18 protein-coding genes are annotated in these 15977 nt (G+C 69.4%); 10 read left to right on the forward strand and 8 right to left on the reverse strand.

The features are described 5' to 3' along the window. The first annotated feature begins 49 nt into the window (after positions 1-49). Positions 50-1279, forward strand: a complete 1230-nt coding sequence (gene manD, locus AC6I9V_RS10755) for a D-mannonate dehydratase ManD (RefSeq protein WP_497899431.1) — start codon at positions 50-52, stop codon at positions 1277-1279. Positions 1280-1424: 145 nt separating this feature from the next. Here manD and AC6I9V_RS10760 read toward each other — a convergent pair whose 3' ends face one another. Beyond that, a complete protein-coding gene (locus tag AC6I9V_RS10760; protein ID WP_349414726.1) occupies positions 1425-1634 on the reverse strand; it encodes a hypothetical protein in 210 nt (69 codons plus the stop codon). Positions 1635-1846: 212 nt separating this feature from the next. Here AC6I9V_RS10760 and AC6I9V_RS10765 point away from each other — a divergent pair, with 212 nt between their 5' ends. Continuing rightward, positions 1847-2629 carry a phosphatase PAP2 family protein gene (locus AC6I9V_RS10765; protein ID WP_497899432.1) on the forward strand — a complete coding sequence of 261 codons (783 nt, stop codon included), beginning with the start codon at positions 1847-1849 and terminating at the stop codon, positions 2627-2629. Positions 2630-2659: 30 nt separating this feature from the next. On the opposite strand, the gene AC6I9V_RS10770 is transcribed toward AC6I9V_RS10765, so the two are convergent. After that, positions 2660-2947, reverse strand: coding sequence for a MerR family transcriptional regulator (locus tag AC6I9V_RS10770; protein ID WP_497899433.1), 288 nt, complete (start codon positions 2945-2947; stop codon positions 2660-2662). A gap of 148 nt (positions 2948-3095) precedes the next feature. On the opposite strand from AC6I9V_RS10770, the gene AC6I9V_RS10775 reads away from it, so the two are divergent. The 4 genes from AC6I9V_RS10775 to AC6I9V_RS10790 all read left to right on the forward strand — a co-directional run bounded on the left by AC6I9V_RS10775 (position 3096) and on the right by AC6I9V_RS10790 (position 6128). Then, the gene (locus AC6I9V_RS10775; protein WP_497900303.1) at positions 3096-3521 is read left to right on the forward strand and encodes an Hsp20/alpha crystallin family protein; all 426 of its coding nucleotides are present in this window, start codon (positions 3096-3098) and stop codon (positions 3519-3521) included. Positions 3522-3638: 117 nt separating this feature from the next. Continuing rightward, positions 3639-3995 carry a J domain-containing protein gene (locus AC6I9V_RS10780; RefSeq protein WP_497899434.1) on the forward strand — a complete coding sequence of 119 codons (357 nt, stop codon included), beginning with the start codon at positions 3639-3641 and terminating at the stop codon, positions 3993-3995. Positions 3996-4059: 64 nt separating this feature from the next. After that, positions 4060-4449, forward strand: a complete 390-nt coding sequence (locus AC6I9V_RS10785; protein WP_497899435.1) for a hypothetical protein — start codon at positions 4060-4062, stop codon at positions 4447-4449. 131 nt (positions 4450-4580) lie between these two features. Next, complete coding sequence (locus AC6I9V_RS10790) at positions 4581-6128, forward strand: GH1 family beta-glucosidase (RefSeq protein WP_497899436.1); 1548 nt, start codon at positions 4581-4583, stop codon at positions 6126-6128. Here the strand turns inward: AC6I9V_RS10790 and AC6I9V_RS10795 are convergent. Then, complete coding sequence (locus AC6I9V_RS10795; protein ID WP_497899437.1) at positions 6125-7219, reverse strand: App1 family protein phosphatidate phosphatase; 1095 nt, start codon at positions 7217-7219, stop codon at positions 6125-6127. The two genes, AC6I9V_RS10790 and AC6I9V_RS10795, sit on opposite strands and share 4 nt — an antisense overlap. A gap of 50 nt (positions 7220-7269) precedes the next feature. Continuing rightward, positions 7270-8064, reverse strand: coding sequence for a DUF72 domain-containing protein (locus AC6I9V_RS10800; RefSeq protein ID WP_497899438.1), 795 nt, complete (start codon positions 8062-8064; stop codon positions 7270-7272). Between the two features lie 59 nt (positions 8065-8123). On the opposite strand from AC6I9V_RS10800, the gene AC6I9V_RS10805 reads away from it, so the two are divergent. From AC6I9V_RS10805 to AC6I9V_RS10815, 3 genes are all read left to right on the forward strand, one after another. Continuing rightward, positions 8124-9887, forward strand: a complete 1764-nt coding sequence (locus tag AC6I9V_RS10805; protein WP_497899439.1) for a glycoside hydrolase family 15 protein — start codon at positions 8124-8126, stop codon at positions 9885-9887. Positions 9888-9995: 108 nt separating this feature from the next. Then, the gene (locus tag AC6I9V_RS10810) at positions 9996-10298 is read left to right on the forward strand and encodes a YegP family protein (protein WP_497899440.1); all 303 of its coding nucleotides are present in this window, start codon (positions 9996-9998) and stop codon (positions 10296-10298) included. After that, positions 10285-10989, forward strand: a complete 705-nt coding sequence (locus AC6I9V_RS10815) for an HAD family hydrolase (protein ID WP_497899441.1) — start codon at positions 10285-10287, stop codon at positions 10987-10989. The genes AC6I9V_RS10810 and AC6I9V_RS10815 overlap by 14 nt, the downstream gene beginning before the upstream one ends. Before the next feature lie 41 nt (positions 10990-11030). Here the strand turns inward: AC6I9V_RS10815 and AC6I9V_RS10820 are convergent, their stop codons facing one another. Beyond that, positions 11031-12011 carry a CHAD domain-containing protein gene (locus AC6I9V_RS10820; protein WP_497899442.1) on the reverse strand — a complete coding sequence of 327 codons (981 nt, stop codon included), beginning with the start codon at positions 12009-12011 and terminating at the stop codon, positions 11031-11033. Between the two features lie 133 nt (positions 12012-12144). Between AC6I9V_RS10820 and AC6I9V_RS10825 the strand changes: the two genes are divergently transcribed. Continuing rightward, positions 12145-12906 (forward strand): SDR family oxidoreductase, encoded by a 762-nt coding sequence (locus AC6I9V_RS10825; RefSeq protein ID WP_497899443.1) that lies wholly within the window; start codon positions 12145-12147, stop codon positions 12904-12906. Positions 12907-12910: 4 nt separating this feature from the next. Here AC6I9V_RS10825 and AC6I9V_RS10830 read toward each other — a convergent pair whose 3' ends face one another. From AC6I9V_RS10830 to AC6I9V_RS10840, 3 genes are read right to left on the reverse strand one after another with little or no spacing between them, the layout of a single operon-like run. Continuing rightward, complete coding sequence (locus tag AC6I9V_RS10830; RefSeq protein ID WP_497899444.1) at positions 12911-13270, reverse strand: sterol carrier family protein; 360 nt, start codon at positions 13268-13270, stop codon at positions 12911-12913. Positions 13271-13274: 4 nt separating this feature from the next. Continuing rightward, positions 13275-14291, reverse strand: a complete 1017-nt coding sequence (locus tag AC6I9V_RS10835) for an asparaginase (RefSeq protein ID WP_497899445.1) — start codon at positions 14289-14291, stop codon at positions 13275-13277. 36 nt (positions 14292-14327) lie between these two features. Next, the gene (locus tag AC6I9V_RS10840; protein WP_497900304.1) at positions 14328-15908 is read right to left on the reverse strand and encodes a molybdopterin-dependent oxidoreductase; all 1581 of its coding nucleotides are present in this window, start codon (positions 15906-15908) and stop codon (positions 14328-14330) included. Positions 15909-15977: the final 69 nt, after the last annotated feature.

Consider the following 15977-nt stretch of genomic DNA (forward strand, 5'->3'; position numbering starts at 1 on the left):
TCCAACCCCGGACCCCCTCCCGACCGACACCGAAAGCCTGGTACCTGTTGTGAAAATTATTGCTGCCGACGTCTTTGTCACCAGCCCCTCCCGCAACTTCGTGACCCTGCGGATCACCACCGAGGACGGTGTCACCGGGATCGGCGACGCCACCCTGAACGGCCGTGAGCTGGCCGTTGCCGCGTATTTGAAGGAGCACGTGGCGCAGTTGCTGATCGGGAAGGACCCGCACCGGATCGAGGACACCTGGCAGTTCCTCTACCGCTCTGCGTACTGGCGTCGCGGACCCGTCACGATGGCCGCGATCGCCGCCGTGGACATGGCGTTGTGGGACATCAAGGGCAAGCTGGCCGGGATGCCGGTGTACCAGCTGTTGGGCGGAGCGTCCCGGAACGGGCTGCGGGCCTACGGGCACGCCTCCGGCTCGGACCTGGAGTCGTTGTTCGACTCGGTCCGGGAGCACCTAGAGCTTGGCTACAAGTCCATCCGGATCCAGACGGCGGTGCCCGGGATCAAGGCTGTCTACGGTGTCGCTGCCCAGGCGCAGGCCTCCGGCGAGCGGTACGACTACGAACCGGCCGGGCGCGGGGCGTTCCCGCAGGAGGAGGACTGGGACACCCGCGCCTACCTGCGGCACCTGCCCACCGTGTTCGAGGCGGTGCGGAACGAGTTCGGGCCCGAGCTGCCGCTGCTGCACGACGGGCACCACCGGATGACGCCGATCCAGGCCGCGAAGCTGGGCAAGGCGCTCGAGCCCTACGACCTGTTCTGGCTGGAGGACTGCACCCCGGCGGAGAACCAGGAGGCGCTGCGCCTGGTCCGGCAGCACACCACCACCCCGCTGGCGATCGGTGAAATCTTCAACACCGTGTACGACTACCAGAGCATCATCAAGGAACAGCTGATCGACTACGTCCGGGCCGCCTCCACGCACTTCGGCGGGATCAGCCCGCTGAAAAAGGTGATGGACTTCGCCGCCCTGTACCAGATCAAGTCCGGCTTCCACGGCCCCACGGACATCTCCCCGGTCGGGTTCGCCGCGCAGTTGCACGTGGGCCTGGCCATCCACAACTACGGGATCCAGGAGTACATGCAGCACTCGGATGCGACCAACGAGGTCTTCGAGCAGTCCATGACCTTCGTGGACGGCTACCTGCACCCGGGCGAGACGCCCGGCATCGGCGTCGAATTCAACGAGGAGGCCGCCGCGGCCTACCCCTACCAGCAGGCCTACCTGCCCTACAACCGCCTCGTCGACGGCACGGTGCACGACTGGTGACCGGCTGAGGCCGGGCGGCTCTTATCGGGCGGCCACTTAACCACAAAGGTCCCGGGCGGCGATTCGATGCTCAGCCGCCCGGGTCCTGGCTTGTGGGGATCCTGAGCCGGACGGCCCGGGGCGCGTCCTGCCCTGGGGGCCTGCCCTAGTGGACGAGTTCCCGGGTCATCCCGAAGGGAACCTGGTCCGAGAGCGCCGCCGTGTAGTGGCCGGGCTTGAGGCGCGTCAGCAGGATGCCGTGGGTGCCCGTCAGCATGGCGAGCCGCTGCAGCCCCAGGACCGCGTCGTTGAGCCGTTCGTCGAGCAGCCGGCGGCTGTCGACCTGGATATCAATGCACTCGCTTGCTGTCGTCATCGCACAGTCTTTCCTGAAGGTGGTCGCCCTAATGGCCAACGGCTGAAGCGAGAGTAACGTCTGACTTAAATGTGAGTCAACTCACCACGCGGAGAGTCGGCGGACCGTGTTGATCCGTGCGGGTTGCATGGCTGAAGTGAACGGCGCAACCGGAACCGCGATAATCTTCACGGAAGAAAATAACAACACACGGCGCAAAGGCGGATGCGGGAATGGCAGAGCAAGAAACCGGGAAAGCGTCCGGCTGGTGGCGGGTCTTCCACGAAAAGTTCGTGGTGGAGGAACGCTACATGGACGCGGGTGCGCGGCGGAACCTGTACCGGACCGCCGTCGGCCTTATGGTCTTCGGTGCGGTGTTGTTCACCTTCATCCTGGTCAGCGTCTTGCAGCACGGCGGTATCAGCGTGGTCGATGAGCCGGTGCGCTCCGGCCTTCTGACGCTGCGCGGGGAGCCCACCACGACCATCATGATCATCCTGGCCATCGTTTTCGGACCCGTCGGGCTGCCCATTATCATCCTGGTGGTCACCGTGGCCTGGGGTCTGCTGGCCAAGCACGCCTGGCGGCCGATGGTATTGGCCGGTGCCATGCTGACCGGGGTCATCCTGGCGCAGCTGATCGGCCGGACGGTCGGCCGGCAGCGGCCGCCCGTGGACCTGATGCTTTTCGGGGCCGACTCCACGTTCTCGTTCCCCTCCGGGCATGTCCTGGGCGCGTGCGATTTCCTGCTCGTGACGACGTTCCTGGTATTTTCCCGCCGCAAGAACCCCAAGGCCGCCGTCGGGGGCTTCGCCGTGGCCGGCGTCGGTATCTTCTTCGCCGCCATAAGCCGGCTGTACCTGGGCTACCACTGGACCACCGACGCCCTCGCCTCGCTGTCCATCTCGTTCGTGATCCTGGGCGCCGTGATCCTGCTGGACACCTGGCGGACGGCCAGGATCCCGGGGGAGCAGGTTACCGGTGAACTCTCCAAGCACGAGACCGCCGCGGACTAGGCAATAACGGACTGCGGGGCGCGCTGCCGGTCAGCGCGCCCCTCGGCGTTTAAGCGCCGCGCGGAGCCGGGCGTTGGCCGCCTCCAGCTCCAGCACCTTGGCCACGCCGGCCAGGTTCAGGCCCTCCTCCAGCAGTTCGCCGATTCGGCGCAGCACCACCAAATCGGTGTCGCTGTACTGCCTGGTGCCGCCCGCCGTCCGGTCCGGCGTCAGCAGGCCCTTCCGTTCGTACAGCCGGATGTTCTGCTGCCCTGTCCCCACCAGCTGCGCCACCACTGAGATCGCATACACGCCGGCGTCGGCCCCCCGTTCCGCCATGGCCCCGCCTCCTTCATCCGCCGGAAAATTTTCCTCTTGCAGCAGTCTCGCACTGGTGCTATAAAAAATCTATATCCACCACCACAGATAGTTGCGGGCTGGATACGAACAGGAATTGGACTCATCTTTGATGAAGGAGTGGTAAGTGATGTTGATGCGTACCGACCCGTTCCGCGAACTGGACCGGCTGACGCAGCAGGTCTTTGGAACGACGGCCCGCCCGGCCACCATGCCGATGGACGCATGGCAGGAGGACGGCGAGTTTGTGGTTGCCTTCGACCTTCCCGGCGTCAACGTTGACTCGGTGGACCTCGACATCGAGCGCAACGTCCTCACGGTAAAGGCCGAAAGGCGCGACCCGACCCAGCCCAACGTCGAGCTGCTGGCCTCGGAGCGGCCCCGCGGGGTGTTCAGCCGGCAGCTGATCCTGGGCGACAGCCTCGACCTGGACCACGTGAAGGCCCACTACGCCGACGGCGTCCTGACCCTCCGCATCCCGGTGGCGGAGAAGGCCAAGCCGCGGAAGATCGAAATCACCCACACGCAGGACAAGCTGCAGGAGATCGGGAAGTAACCCCGGCCCGGCCCGCGGCCGGGGCGTGCGGGATCACAGCGTGGGAAGCAAAGTGCGGGGCTCAGACCGGTCCGGGCCGGCCTGAGCCCGCCGGATCCCCCTGGAGGGGGTGGAACGATGAACCGTGACCCGCGTGGGTTCTACGCCGCCCTGCAGGTGGCGCCGGACGCCACGCCGGCGGAGATCCAGCGCTCGTTCCGTGCGCTGATGCGGCTCCGGCACCCGGACCTGGAGGCGATTGCCCCCGCCGTACCCGGCGCCGGGGACCGGGCCGGGGATGAGGTGCGGCTGATCCTGGAGTCGTTCGCCGTCCTGAGGAATCCGGCGTTGCGGGCGGAGTATGACCCCGCCGCCCGGGCCCGGGACGCCGGACCAGCGCCGGCCGAAGGCCGCAGCATCCCGGTCCGTCATCACCGGGACCGGCAGCCGCTGCTGCGGGTGACCCCGGTGCGGTGGGAGCGGGGTCCGGAATGACCGCGGCGCCGGGTGTCCCGGTGCGCTTTGCCAGGCAAGGAAGTCCAAGAGAAGGAGTACGGCCATGAGCGCATGGCGGCGTTACGATTCGCACCTGATGCCGGCCTTTCACGAACGGTTCGAGGAGCGGTGGGGCGAGGGCACGGCACCGTTCCTTGACCCGGAGGCCCACGAACTGCCCCTTCCGCGTGCCCAGTGGATCAACGTGGACACCGGGGCGGCGCTGGCGGTGGTGCCCATCTGGTCCGCCGAGGACAGCCAGCAGCGTTCCTTCGGGGTGTTCTATTTGCCGCCGGCCGGTGACATCTGGGTCCTCCGGCCCGGTTTCACCGGCTACCTCGAGCCGGCGGCGGACGAGGCGGACCAGCTGCTGAGCCTGCGGAACGACGCCTTCAAGAAGGCCGTGGCGCATGCCAAGGAGTTCCTCCTGGGCCCGGAGGCCTCCACGTACTGAGCAGGCCGGCGACCTGAGCCGGCCGGTCCCCTGAGCCGCCCGGGGCGCGCTGGGGCCCCGGTTGTGGCGCGGGCACCTGCCGGGGCCTAAAATCAATCAACCACCAGCGCAACTGCATAGGGGATCCGCCAATGAACGCTTCCGCCCACGATCTGGCAGCCCTGCTGCCGCCCGGATTCACCATGGGCGTGGCGACCGCCGCTTTCCAGATCGAGGGGGCGCTGGACGAGGACGGCCGGGGGCCTTCGGGCTGGGACATGTTTGCGGCCCGGCCCGGCACGATCGTTGCTGCTCACAGCCCCGCGATGGCCTGCGACCACTACCACCGCATGCCCGAAGACGTCGCGCTGATGAAGGAAATGGGCATCGATTCGTACCGGTTCTCGCTGTCCTGGCCGCGGATCCAGCCCGGCGGTAGCGGCCCGGTGAACCCCAAGGGGCTGGACTTCTACGACCGGCTGATCGACCTGCTGCTGGCCAACGGGATCTCGCCGATGGCCACGCTCTACCACTGGGACACCCCGCTGGAACTGGACGAGGCCGGCGGCTGGATGAACCGGGACACCGCCTACCGGCTGGGGGAATTCGCCGCCATCGCCGCCGCGGCCTACGGCGACCGGGTGACGCGCTGGGTGACCATCAATGAACCTGCCACGGTGAGTGCCAACGGCTACATGCTGGGCGTTCACTCCCCGGGGGAAACCCACATGCTCAAGGCGCTGCCCAGCGTCCACCACCAGCTGCTGGGCCACGGGCTCGCGATGCAGGCGCTGCGGGCGGCCAAGGTGCCGGGCGAAATCGGTCTCACCAACGTCTATTCGCCGATGGTCCCGGCGTCCATCAACCCGCTCGACAAGGTCAGTGCCGGGCTGATGGACATGGCCCAGAACCGCCTGTACGCGGACCCTGTGCTGCTGGGCAAGTACCCGGACGCGATCAGGGCCGCCACATTCTTCTCCTCCTTCAGCCCGTCGAGCGAGGATATGGAGCTGATCTCGCAGCCGATGGACTTCTACGGGCTGAACTACTACATGCCCACCCGCGTGGGCGCCGGCCCGGGCGAGGGCACCGTGCCGAAGGGCATGGCCGAGGCCATGGGCAACGACCTGAACGGCGACGGGGGCGCTACCCCGTTCCACGTCCAGAGTTTCCCCGATACCGAAATCACCGCCTACGGCTGGCCGATCAGACCGGACTACATGGCCGTGGCGCTCGCGGAAATGGCCGAGCGTTACCCGGAACTGCCGCCGGTCTACATCACCGAGGGCGGCGCCAGCTTCGAGGACCTGGAGATCCACGACGCCGAGGGGCGGCTGATCGTCCCGGACGAGCGCCGCGTCCGGTATCTCGCCGAGCACATCGGCGCCGCCATCGAGGCGACGTCGCCCGGCGGCGCCGCCGAGTCGATCGAGCTGCGCGGCTACTACGTGTGGTCGCTGCTGGACAACTTCGAATGGTCCGCCGGCTACAAGCAGCAGTTCGGCCTGATCCATGTGGACCGGGACACCATGGCCCGCACCCCGAAGGCTTCCTTCCACTGGATCCGGGAGCTCATGGCGGCCCGGAACCGCGCCGCCGGCGCGGCCGGTGCCAACACGGCCTACGCCGGTACGCCGGCCGCAGCCTCGCCGGCCGCCGGTGCCGGTGCGCCTGCTGCCGGGACGACGGCCGGAGGCTAGAGCAGGTCCAGCTCCTGCAGGCGCTTGGCCATGCCCGCGCCGTCGGGGGAGTAGACCCAGGGCACGTTCGAGCCGGTGTGGTCCCCGGTTTCGGAGTGTCCGCCGGCCAGCACGGCCTCGCCGGTGGAGAGCTGGCGGATGCCGATCGCGGCCACCCGGTCGCCGTGCGCCTGGGCGAACTGCGAATAGATCGCCTCGTCGTGCTGGCCGTTGTCGCCGAAGAGAAGCCAGCGCATGTTGGGGAACTCCTTGGCCAGCAGTTCCAGGTTCCGGCGCTTGTGGTCCTGGCCGCTGCGGAACCAGCGGTCGTGGGTCAGGCCCCAGTCGGTCAGCAGCAGGGTGCCCGACGGGTACATGTTGCGCGTGATGAAGCGGGCCAGCGTCGGCGCGGCGTTCCACGGCCCGGTGGACAGGTAGATCACCGGCGCCTCGGGGTGTTCCACCAGCAGCCGGTCCATCAGCACGGCCATCCCCGGCGTCGCCATCCGGGCCCGTTCGTTGAGCACAAAGGTGTTCCACAGTGCCAGGAAGGGCCGGGGAAGGGCCGTGACCATGATCGTGTCGTCAATGTCCGAGACGATGCCCAGGCTGGTGTCCGGGGCGATGACGTAGATTTTCGCCTCCGCGGGCTCGGTGCCCTCGGCCCGCAGCATGGCGGTGTGCCAGCCCGGCGTGAGCTGGACCGGGATCACGGTGTCCACGATGCCGCCGCGGTCGGCGTGTACGCGGGTGGTGGTGCCGCCGATCTCGATGTCCACCTCGACGAACTGGATCGGGACGGACGTGAACGCGCGCCAGCCGCGGATGTTCTGGTTGCCGTTCTGCGCCGCCTGCTCGGCCCGGCTGCCGGGGGTCGGTTTGCTGGTGAGCACCACGCGGCCCAGGATCCGGACCCACTCGGTGGAACCATAGCCCTGGTAGGCGATGGTTTGCGGGGCGAACTTCCAGCGCCTGGCGGTCTTGAGTCGGAGATGGTTCACGGTGTCCGAGACCCGGTGGGCCAGCCGGAATGTCTGGCTGCCCTGGACCCGATTGTTCGGGGCGGGGTAGTCCGAGTCCTTCTGCGGTTGTTCCTGCGACGCCATTTCCATACCTCCACTCTCCCACAGCGGGCTGCCCGCCCGGCGATTACGTCCGCGGTTCAGCCGTTTCCCAGCAGCTCGCGCAGCGCGGTGGCGTTGCGCACCGCGTTGCCGCCGCCGTCGTTGTTGAAGTAGGCATAAACGTCCCGACCCGACGCCTGCCATTCGCGGATCCGGTCCGCCCACCAGCGGAGCTCCTGCTCCGAGTAGGACCCGGCATACAGGTGGTTCTGGTCCGGCCCGTGCAGCCGGAGGTAGACGAAGGCGGCGGTCGCCCGCAGGATGCAGGGCAGCTGCGCCCCGCTCATCACGCAGTAGGCGGCGCCGTGCCGTTCCAGCAGGGCATAGACGTCCGGGTGGTCCCAGCTGGTGTGGCGGAACTCCACGCTGACCCGGATCCACCCCGGCAGCGCGGCCAGGAAGTAATCCAGCCGGGCGTCGTCGCGGGCGAAACCTGGCGGCAGCTGCACCAGCAGCACGGCACGTTTGTCGCCGAGTTCATGCCAGCACCGGGTGATCCGCTCCACCCAGGCCTCCGGTCCGTACAGTTTCTTGCCGTGGGTGAGCCCCCGCGGAGCCTTGACCGACATGGTGAACCCCTCGGGCAGGCGGCGCTGCCAGCTGGCAAAGGAGGACTCCCGCGGCCAGCGGTAGAAACTCGCATTCAGCTCCACCGTGGTGAAACGGGCCGCATAGTGGGCCAACCGGTCCCGTGCCGGCAGCCCCGGCGGGTACAGCACACTCTCCCAGTGGTCGTAACTCCAGCCGCTGGTTCCGATCCGCACCGCGCCGGAGTGCGCCGGTGCGAGGTGTCCGGCCGTGGCTTGCGGTTGCGGCAATTCCTGATCCGGCATGGGGGGATCGTAACGCGGAATCCCCGTCCGGCGTCGGGCCGTGTGGCACTGTATGACCCATGGCACGCATCGAGGATTACGCTATGGTCGGCGACCTGCACACCGCCGCGTTGATCAGCACGGAAGGCTCCATCGACTGGCTCTGCCTGCCCCGCTTCGATTCGCCGGCGTGCTTCAACGCCCTGCTGGACAGCCCCAAGGCAGGCCGCTGGCTGCTCGCCCCCGCTGCCGGCGGCGAATGCACCCGGCGGCGCTACCGCAAGAACACCCTGATCCTTGAGACAGAGTGGGAAACCCCGGAGGGCAAGGTCAAGGTCATCGACTTCATGTCGCCCCGCGACGGCGCTGCGGACATCGTGCGGATCGTGGTGGGGGTCCGCGGGTCGGTGCGGATGCGCGGCGAACTGGCCCTGCGGTTCGACTACGGCCACATCGTTCCCTGGGTCCGCCATGACGAGCACGGCATCCACGCCGTCGCCGGCCCCGACGCCGCCTACCTGGTGACCGAGGCACCCCTGCGGGGCGAGCACATGCAGACCGCCAGCGACTTCACCGTCAAGGCGGGGCAGCGGATTCCCTTTGTCCTGACATGGGCGCCCAGCCACCTCGGCCGCCCGCGGGCGGTGGAGCCGGAGGCGGTCCTGGAAGCCACCGAGTCGTTCTGGCTGCAGTGGGCGGCCAAGTGCCGGGTCACCGGCCCGTACCGCGACGCCGTGCTGCGCTCGCTGATCACGCTCAAGGCGCTGACCTTCGCCCCCACCGGCGGCATCGTGGCGGCCGTGACCACCTCGCTGCCGGAGGAGCTTGGCGGGGAACGCAACTGGGATTACCGCTACTGCTGGCTCCGGGACGCGACCCTGACGCTCCAGGCCCTGCTCGCCTCCGGATACTCCGAGGAGGCCGCGGCCTGGCGGAACTGGCTGCTGCGTGCGGTGGCCGGGGATCCAGCCGACCTGCAGATCATGTACGGACTGCACGGCGAGCGGAGGCTGCCGGAAATGACGCTGGATTGGCTGGCAGGCTACGCGGGGTCAAAGCCGGTGCGGATCGGCAACGGCGCCGCCGGGCAGCTGCAGCTGGACGTCTGGGGCGAGGTGCTGGACTGCCTCGCCCTGACCCGGACCTCGTTGCTGCAGGACGGCGACGATTCCTGGGACGTCCAGATCGCCCTGATGGAGCACCTGGAGACCGCCTGGGACCGCCCGGACAACGGGCTCTGGGAGATGCGTGGGCCGCGCCGCCATTTCACCCACTCCAAGGTGATGGCCTGGGTGGCGGCGGACCGGATGGTCAAGGGCGTCCGGGATTTTGGCCTCCCGGGCCCGGCGGACCGCTGGGAGGCGCTCCGCGACACCATCCACGCCGACGTTATGGCCAAGGGGTTCGACGCGGCGCGGAACACCTTCGTGCAGTCCTACGGCCGGCCGGAGCTGGATGCCAGCCTGCTGCTCATCCCGCGGGTGGGATTCCTGCCGCCGGACGATCCGCGGGTGCTCGGCACCATCGACGCCGTGCAGCGGGAACTCACCCACGACGGCTTCCTGCTGCGCTACCGGCAGGAGCAGAGCGACGACGGCGTCCCGGGCGGGGAGGGCGTCTTCCTCGCCTGCTCCTTCTGGCTCGTGGATGCCCTGATCGGCGCCGGCCGGCGTCGGGAAGCCAGGGAACTGTTCGAACGGCTGCTCGCGTTGCGCAACGACGTCGGGCTCCTGAGTGAGGAGTGGGACGTTTCCGCGGCGCGGCAGCTGGGCAACACACCCCAGGCCTTCAGCCACTTCGCCTTGGTCCGGAGCGCCCTGCAGCTGCAGGCGGACGGCCGCTGACCCTGGGCCCGTGCGGGCGGACCGAAATCGGCCGGCACTTTTCTCCAGAGCTTAGATAAGTATACTTACTAATATCCCCGGTGGGGTGAAGATGGTAAGGAGAACGCAATGGCTGGATATTTCGAACTCGTGGATGCGCCCGACGGCGGCTACCGGATTCGGATGATGAACGCTGCCGGCGCCCTGATGGCCGTCTCCGTCACTTTCCCCACCAAGCGTGCGGCCGTGGCGGGCATCGCCCAGGCGCGGGAGATTGCTGGCACCGGCCTGGTCCGGGACCGCAGCGGTGACAGCCAGTCCGCCGTGATGGCTTCGCTGGCCAAGCGCAGAACCGGCGGGGGCACGGGGCGCGGCTCCTCGCTCTCGGGCGGAACCCTCGCGGCCACAAAGCGCACCCGTGCCCACCACTGAGCCGGCCGCCGGGCGCCGGGGCGCGGTCCTCTTCGACGTCGACGGGACGCTGATCGACTCGTCCTATATCCATACCCTCGCCTGGTGGCAGGCGTTCCGGCAGGCCGGTCACGACGTGCCGATGGCCAGCATCCACCGCGCCGTGGGCATGGGCGGGGACAGGATCCTTGACCACTTGCTGCCCGCGGACCGCGACACCGACGCCGATGCGGACATCATGACCTCCCAGGCAGCCGTGTTCTCCACGTTCTGGCCGGCCCTCCGCCGGCTCGACGGCGCCCGCGAGCTGCTGGCGCAATGCCACGACAGCGGCCTCGCCGTCGCACTTGCCTCCTCGGCCCGGGACCGCGACCTGGAGATACTGCGCGCCGTGATCGACGCCGACGCCTACATCCACGCCGCCACGAGCTCGGCCGACGCGGAGGAGAGCAAGCCGGCGCCGGACATCCTCGCCGCCGCGCTCACGGCTGTGGGGGTGGCCGCCGGGAACTCGGTCTACGTGGGCGACGCCGTCTGGGACATCTACGCGGCCGGCGCCCTCGGCATCCCGGCAATCGGCCTCACCTGCGGCGGCACCAGCGAAGCGGAGCTCCGCGCGGCCGGTGCCGTGGAGGTCTATGCGAGCCCGCGGGCCCTGCTGGACAACCTGGCCGGCAGCGCCATCGGCACACTGGCGGCACGCGTCCGCTGACCGGCCCGGGCGTCCTTCCGGGCGCACGGCCGGCCCCGCCCTCAGGAGGGAGGGAACTTCTTCCAGAGTTTGAGGAAGGCCCGCTCCGCGGCGGCGGCCAGGGCCTCCTCCTTGGCGTGCAGGCGCCCGTAGCTGAAGCCGTTCTCTCCGCTGCGAAGCGCGCGGCCGCCCAGCTCGGCCAGCCGCGCCCGGGCCACGACGCTGTCCTGGTGCAGTCCCAGGAGCTGCTGGATCCGGCGCGCCGACTTCGCCGCCCGCTTGGCCCGCTGACGCCGCTTTTTGGCCGCCTTCTTCCCGAATTTCTTGCCTGCCCGGCCGCCGCCGGGCTCGTTCGGCAGCGAGGCGGCCAGCTCCGCCGAGTACCGCAGACGCTTCGCGGCCTTGCGGACCTCGTGCAGGCCGGCATCCCGGGCGTTCTTGCCGTCGTCGGGGCCGCCGACTTCGCCGCCGTCTTCGCCGTCGTTTTTGCCGTCGTCGGAGTGCGGGGCGAGGCCTGCGGCGGCGCGCCGCAGCCGGCGTTCGTCCTTGGCCACGAGCTTGCCGATCCCCGTCCCGGGGTCCCGGGCCGCCGCCGGCGAGAGCGGCGCGTGGGCAAGGAACTGTTCCAGAGCCGCCAGCAGCAGGTCATAGCGCTCGCTTCCGAGGGCCTCGATGGCTGACTCGAATCCCGCGGCGGCCAAGGCATCGAGTTCCTCGTCAATCCGTGCGGCCGCCGGGCCAAAACGCAGCGCTTCGGGTTCCTGGGCAAGCAGGGCGGCCAGCCGTTCGTGGACCACCACGGGATCACGGGCCGCCCCGAGCAGTCCGGAGAGCCAGCGCAGTTCATCGCGGAGGGGTTCCACAACGCCGTCGTCGAACAGCCGCCGGCCCGTTGCCAGCAGTGAGCGGAGGCGGCGGGCCGCCACGCGCATCTGGTGGACATCTTCGGGCTGCTCTGCCAGCACGCCCGGCGCACGGCGGCGCAGTTCGGAGAGCTGCTCTCCGAGATAGGCCAGCAAGGCCTCGCCCGCGGTGGTTGCCACGCTTCACTGTACGTCCACGGTGCGGCAGTGTGGCAGAGTGCGGCAATATTTGCGCCCGACAGTGCCGCGGTGGGCCATCTCGGCATAGGCTGTCCGGGACCGGACACCAGACCGCTATCCCAGGGAGACCCGCATGACACGCCAGCACCATCTCGGCCGGGTCGCCGTCGTCACCGGAGCCGGCTCCGGAATCGGGCGGGCCGTGGCGCGGCTGATGCTCGCCGAAGGCTACCGCGTGATGCTGGCCGGCCGCCGGGAGGCTGCCCTGCTGGAAACCGGCGCAGGCCACGCGCAGGCGCTCGCCGTTCCCTGCGACGTCACCCGGGCGGACGACGTCAAACGGCTCTTCGCGGTGGTCCTCGAACAGTGGGGGCGGGTGGACGTGCTGTTTAACAACGCCGGCGTCTTTGGCCCCGCCGCCGCTGTGGACGAGATCAGCGTCGCCGACTGGGACGCCACGGTGGCGGTGAACCTGACCGGCTCCATGCTCTGCGCCGCCGCCGCCGTCCGGGCCATGAAGGCGCAGTCGCCGCAGGGCGGCCGGATCATCAACAACGGCTCCATCGCCGCGCATTCACCCCGGCCCCGGACCGTTGCCTACACGGTCACCAAGCATGCGATCACCGGGCTGACCAAGAGCATTGACCTGGATGGCCGCGGCTTCGGCATCAGCTGCGGCCAGATCGACATCGGCAACACCGCCACGGAGCTGATGGATGAGATCGGCGTCGGCGACGGCGCGCTTCAGGCCGACGGCAGCCGCCGGGTGGAGCCTACGTTCCCGGTGGAGGATGCCGCGCGCGCCGTGCTGCTGATGGCGGATATGCCCCCGTCAGCGAGTGTGGGCTCGATGGTGATTACCGCCGCCGGGATGCCGTTCATCGGCCGCGGCTGAGGCCCTAAAGCGGCAGCAGCCTGGACAGATCGGCCCGCAGACCGGAAGCGGCCACCGTGCCGGCGTCGACCGCGTCCGCCCAGCTGAGGCGGCCGGTGACCATCGCCAGCCAAGTGGCGGCGTCGCACTCGATGACGTTCGGGGGAGTGCCGCGGGTATGCCGCGGGCCCTCCACACACTGCGTGACGCCGAACGGCGGGACACGGACCTCCACCGAGTTGCCGGGTGCCCGGGCGGTGACTTCCTCGAGGGTGTAGCGCACCGCCGTCGCGAGTGTGTTGCGCGGGACCGCGTCGGCTTCGAGCCATGCGGCCAGCGCCGCGCGGCCTTCGTCCACGGGGATCCGTCGCCGCTGAACTGCCACGGGCCTAGTCCAACAGCGCCGAGACGGCGTGGCCGAGGCGGATCTTGCCGACCGGCCGGCCGCCGCCGAGCACCGGATCCACCACCTTCTCCAGCACGGAAGAAACCTCCGGGATCTCGACGGCGCCCGCGGCGGCCAGCAGGGTCAGGCCCACGAGGGTGGTGGCGCGGATGTTGCCGTCGAGGACCTTGATCGCCACCGAGACGCCCTGCGGGGTGGCCATGACCAGCACGCCCTCGGCGCCGATCTTGGCGATGATGCCCAGCTCGTCCATCACGATCGTGTTGGCCTGGCCCCGGCCCTGCACGGCCCACGGGTAGTCCAGCATGGAGGTGGCAATCGTGGCGGCGCGGGCGTTGGAGCTGTTGTCCCCGGGGGCCTTGGCCAGCTTCGAGAACGCGCGGGCGAGGCCGGTGAGGGACACGGCCGCCACCGGGGCCCCGCAGCCGTCAATGCCCAGGTGGGCGATGCGCTCACCGCAGTACTCCTCGATCACGGAGCGGATGCGCTGCTGCAGGGGATGGTTCGGTTCGAGGTAGCTGTGGGTGTCCCAGCCGTTTTCCGTGCAGGCCCAGAGGAACGCTGCGTGCTTCCCCGAGCAGTTGAACGCCAGCCGGGACTTGCCGCGCTCCGTCTGGACCAGCCAGGTCCGGGCCGTCTCGTCCTCGGGCCACGCGGCCGGGCACTGGAGCTGGGTTTCCTTGACGCCGGCGGCCTTCAGCATGCCCTCCACCACGTCCATGTGGTCCAGGGACCCTACGTGGCTTCCGCACGCGATCGCCACCTGCGCGCCGCGCAGCGGAACCCCGGACTGCATGGACGCCAGGGCCTGCAGCGGCTTGAGTGTGGACCGGGCGTAGATCGGGGTGGTGATGTCGCCGAGCTCGGTGACGACGTTGCCGTCCGCGGACAGCACGACGGCGGAGCCGATGTGCCGGGACTCGATGAAACCGCTGCGTTCAACGACTGCCAGTTCGACGGCGGACTCAACAGTGAAGGTGGCATGCGGGTTCGAAGGCATGCTGCAATTCTATGGTGCGATGCGGGCGCAGCCCGGTTACTCCACGGTGACCATCACGGACTGCCAGCCGGAGGCGCCGTCGGGCACGGGGTCGGCGCGCTTGTCCGTCTGCACCTCGCCGGTGCCGTCGGTGGCGCGCGCCTTGATGTAATGCGGCCCCGGGGTGGCTTCCCAGTCGAAGGACCACTGCCGCCAGGTCACCACGGAGGCCTCGGTCGAGAGCACCGCCTCGGTCCACGGACCGTTGTCGATCTGGACCTCCACCTTGGTGATGCCGCGGGTCTGGGCCCAGGCCGTGCCGCCGATCGCGACCTTCCCGGCGGCGACCTTGGCGAAGGACTTCGGAACCTCCACCCGGGCCATGGTCTTGATCGGGCCGCGCTCGGACCAGCCGCGCTGGGTCCAGTAGGCCTTGTTGTCCGCGAACCGCGTCACCTCGAGGTCCACCACCCATTTGGTGGCCGAGACGAAGCCGTACAGCCCCGGGACCACCATCCGGACCGGGTAGCCGTGCTCCAACGGGAGGGCCTCGCCGTTCATGCCGATCGCCAGCATCGCGTCCCGGTCATCCTGCAGGACCTCCAGCGGCGTCGAGGCGCTGAAGCCGTCGACCGAGGTGGAGAGCACCATGTCGGCGCCCGCCTTGGGCCGGGCCCGCTTGAGCGCGTCACGGATGGGCATGCCCAGCCATTTGGCGTTGCCGGCCAGGTTCCCGCCCACCGGGTTGGAGACGCAGGTCAGCGAGACATGGGATTCGATCAGCTGGGCGTCCAGCAGGTCCTGGAAGCTGAGCCGCACCTCCTGTTCGACCATCCCGTGGATCCGCAGCTCCCAGGACTGGGCGTCGATTTCCGGCACGCTGAGGGCGGTGTCGATCCGGTAGAAATCCTTGTTCGGCGTCAGCCAGGGGGTGACACCGGGTGCCTTGGACTGGACGCCGGCGGGCACGGCGGCGGCAGCCTTGGCGGGAGCGGGGAGCTTAAGGGCCTCACGGGCCTGCGCCACATTGCTGCGGGCGGCGCTCAGGAGCCGTCCGCCGGTGGCCGCGGCGGCGGCCGCCACGGCGGTGATGCCGGTGGCGGTGAAGAAAGCCCGGCGGCTGGTGGCGGGACGCTCCGGCTCCTTGGCGCCGCGGTCCGACGCCACCTCCGGCCATTCCCGCATCCGCCACAGCCGGGTGATCAGGAGCCGGAGCACGATGAGGCCGGCTGCGGTCCCGAGCAGCGAAGGAATGGCATCGAGGGGCTTAACTCCGGCCCGGGTCACCACGCTGGCCACGATCACCGCCCCCATCAGGAGCACCCCGGCGACGCCGAGCGCCCACCTGCGGTACGCCACGATGCCCAGCACGCACGCCAGCAGCAGGATGGTCAGGCCCATGCCCGCGAACAGGGCGGCCTTGTCATTGGTGCCGAAGGTGGCGATCGCGAAGTCCTTCATCCACGGCGGGGTGAAATCGATGAAGGTCGAGCCGAGGGCGATCAGCGGCGTCGCGCGGGCCGTGAAGAACGCCCCGGCCAGTTCCGCGACGGCCAGCACGACGGCGGCGGAGACCACCCCGGCCAGCGCGGCGAGGGGACCGGGCCCGGACAGCAGGCGCTTCCTGCGCTGGTGCATGCGCTGGTTCCTGCCCTGGGGGGTGGTGCCGGGCTTCGGGGTGCTGGGCGTTGTCATACAGGGTGTTCG

The sequence above is a fragment of the Arthrobacter sp. SlRoot2-15 genome, assembly GCF_059739345.1.